We start from the raw sequence: 2,511 nt of genomic DNA on the forward strand, positions 1-2,511 counted from the left end.
GCCCCCTTGGTCACGGTGTGACCAAGGGGGCGTCTACTACCATGTGCTAACTGTCTGCTTACGCCAGTTCGGCCAGACATAATTCGTCGTGGATTTGTTTACACCACTGCTGGACCCGGCTTTCGGTCAGCTCAGGCTGGCGATCCTCATCGATTCCAAGCCCCACAAAATGATCATCGTCGGCCATCCCTTTTGAGGCTTCGAACTCGTAGCTCTCTGTCGGCCACTGGCCAACCAGAATGGCACCGCGTGCTTCGACAATATCGCGGACCATGCCCATGGCATCCAGGAAATATTCCGCATAATCTTCCTGATCACCACACCCGAAAATGGCTACCAGCTTATCTGTGAAGTCAATTTCTTCCAGCTCCGGAAAAAAGTCATCCCAGTCACATTGCGCTTCACCGTAATACCAGGTTGGGATCCCGAAAATAAGTAAATCAAATTCAGCAATATCTTCTTTACTGCTTTTGGCAATATCTTTTACGTCGATCAGGTTTTTGCCCAGCTCTTTCTGGATCATCTTCGCAACGTGCTCGGTATTACCCGTATCACTACCAAAAAACAGGCCAACACTAGCCATATACAACCTCTATCTCTCTAACATTTGCGTTAAACACCCGCGCTTAACCAGAACAGCTCGATAATGCCTTTGGCCAGAAAACCAACGGCACCCATGCCTAGCACCCCATAGGCCACTACGCGCCCAATAATCGGTACATCGTTCTTTTTAAGCACATCGTGCACGGCAATACTCATTAATACGAACAGGCAGGATAACCCGCCGTACAACATAATGGATTCGACTAATTCGTAATTTTCTTCAAGCATACTGTGTCACTGGAACCTGTGAATGCAGTGGCCATAAACACTGCCGTGGCTCACTTCTCAAAAAATCGCGCAAACTATACCACAATCTATACGTCTGGCGGAGTGAAAAACGTTTAAAAAAAGCCGTTAGGTTTGTTGCACACTGCCAGTAACATGTTGTTAACAATGGCGTTTCCAGCTCACATACTAATCATGGGTTTAAATGCTTTTCGACAATTGCATTAAATGCCTGAGGTTTTTCAGCATGTAACCAGTGTCCGGTACCCTCAATGATGCGGGCACGGGCATTTGGAAAATACCGTGCAATCTGAGGCCGGTGTTCACGGGTCAGATAGTCTGATTTTCCGCCTTTCACAAACAGCACATCGCCATCAAAAGTTGCATCCATATCTTCTGGCCAGCCAATGATCGCCTCGTAGTTTTGTTGCAGGCCGGCGATATTAAACCGCCACTGCCATTCGCCCTGATCATTGCGGTATAAGCCTTTCAGCAGGAACTGCCTTACGCCGGGCTCATTAATATGTTCAGCCATGGCGGTATCTGCGTCTTTTCGACCGGTAATCTGCGACAGGTTTACACTATTAAGCCCGGCAAAAACGCCGTCATGGCTGCGTGCATAGCTTGCCGGTGCAATATCGGCGGCGATAAGCTTATCGACCCGCTCACTGTGTTTCAGGGCAAATAACATCGCCACCTTGCCGCCCAGCGAATGACCTACCAGGCTGGCCGTTTCTACCTCTGACTCATCAAGAACCTGCTTAACACCCGTTACGGCATGCGATAAGGAAAACTGCTCGAGCCAGGGTGAATGACCATGGTCGGGTAAGTCGATGCTGATAATATTGTGGCTGTCGCGCAAATGACGGCGAAGGTTCGCCAGATTATCTGCATCACCAAAAAGTCCGTGGATGAGTACTGTCCATGGAAAATTAGGATCGGACTGTGATACCTGATAGTTAAGTGTTGCCGGCATACCTTTCTCTGCAGCGAAACAATGTACGTGGGATGGGGGCAGGGAAGGTGCTTTTCAATAGTGTTTGGAATGTCATGTGATGAATCTGGTGCGACAACGTCGCACCAGATCGTAAGTAGGGGAGGGGCGATAGACTTGTTCGCATCTACCCTAAATAGAAAAGTTCTGGAGATCTTTACCGTTATCAATCGCCTGCTTGAATACCTTCGGCATGCGACCAATACCTGTCCAGGAATGCGTATTTCCCTGTTCATCTTTGAGCTGGTATTTAACCGGACGTTTAGCACCTTTAGTTTTTTTACCGGTGTCGGCACTGAGTTTCTGCAAATCGTCAACATCAAGCCCTGCTTCCTGCATTTGCTTTTGAATTTCTTCTATTTTAGCCCGTTTTTCTTGCTCTGCTTTTTGTTGCTCGCGCTCTTTGTCTTTCCGTTTTTCAATAATGTTTTCCAGCTTTTCTTTAACGGATTCCAGTTCTTTTACGCTTAACTCCTTTACCGCGCCTTGCAATCTTCTTCCATGGGTCAAAATATCTAAAAATTCGCTCATTCAATTGCCTTCATGTTGATTTAATCAGATTGATGATAAATAAAATTCAATTAAAAAAAAAGCGGCAAATTGCCGCTTTTAATTCTTTACTTTCTCATTACATATTCGGGTAATTAGGCCCACCACCACCTTCTGGTGCTACCCAGCGGATATTTTGC

4 protein-coding genes are annotated in these 2,511 nt (G+C 46.8%); all 4 read right to left on the reverse strand.

The features are described from left to right. Positions 1-58: 58 nt before the first annotated feature. Entirely contained in the window at positions 59-583 is a 525-nt protein-coding gene (gene fldA / locus IE054_RS16160) for a flavodoxin FldA (protein WP_189408151.1), read from the reverse strand. 29 nt (positions 584-612) lie between these two features. Further along, positions 613-831, reverse strand: coding sequence for a DUF2788 domain-containing protein (locus tag IE054_RS16165; protein ID WP_189408153.1), 219 nt, complete (start codon positions 829-831; stop codon positions 613-615). A gap of 190 nt (positions 832-1,021) precedes the next feature. Further along, positions 1,022-1,804 carry an alpha/beta fold hydrolase gene (locus tag IE054_RS16170; protein ID WP_189408155.1) on the reverse strand — a complete coding sequence of 261 codons (783 nt, stop codon included), beginning with the start codon at positions 1,802-1,804 and terminating at the stop codon, positions 1,022-1,024. A gap of 150 nt (positions 1,805-1,954) precedes the next feature. Continuing rightward, positions 1,955-2,353 carry an H-NS histone family protein gene (locus tag IE054_RS16175; protein WP_189408156.1) on the reverse strand — a complete coding sequence of 133 codons (399 nt, stop codon included), beginning with the start codon at positions 2,351-2,353 and terminating at the stop codon, positions 1,955-1,957. Between the last annotated feature and the right edge of the window lie 158 nt (positions 2,354-2,511).

The organism is Alteromonas halophila (genome assembly GCF_014651815.1).
Lineage (GTDB): Bacteria > Pseudomonadota > Gammaproteobacteria > Enterobacterales > Alteromonadaceae > Alteromonas > Alteromonas halophila.

Bases quoted from the DNA above. Each gene is read 5' to 3' on its own strand.
- IE054_RS16175 (WP_189408156.1), bottom strand. From the start codon at position 2,353: ATGAGCGAATTTTTAGATATTTTGACCCATGGAAGAAGATTGCAAGGC.
- fldA (WP_189408151.1), bottom strand. From the start codon at position 583: ATGGCTAGTGTTGGCCTGTTTTTTGGTAGTGATACGGGTAATACCGAG.
- IE054_RS16170 (WP_189408155.1), bottom strand. From the start codon at position 1,804: ATGCCGGCAACACTTAACTATCAGGTATCACAGTCCGATCCTAATTTT.
- IE054_RS16165 (WP_189408153.1), bottom strand. From the start codon at position 831: ATGCTTGAAGAAAATTACGAATTAGTCGAATCCATTATGTTGTACGGC.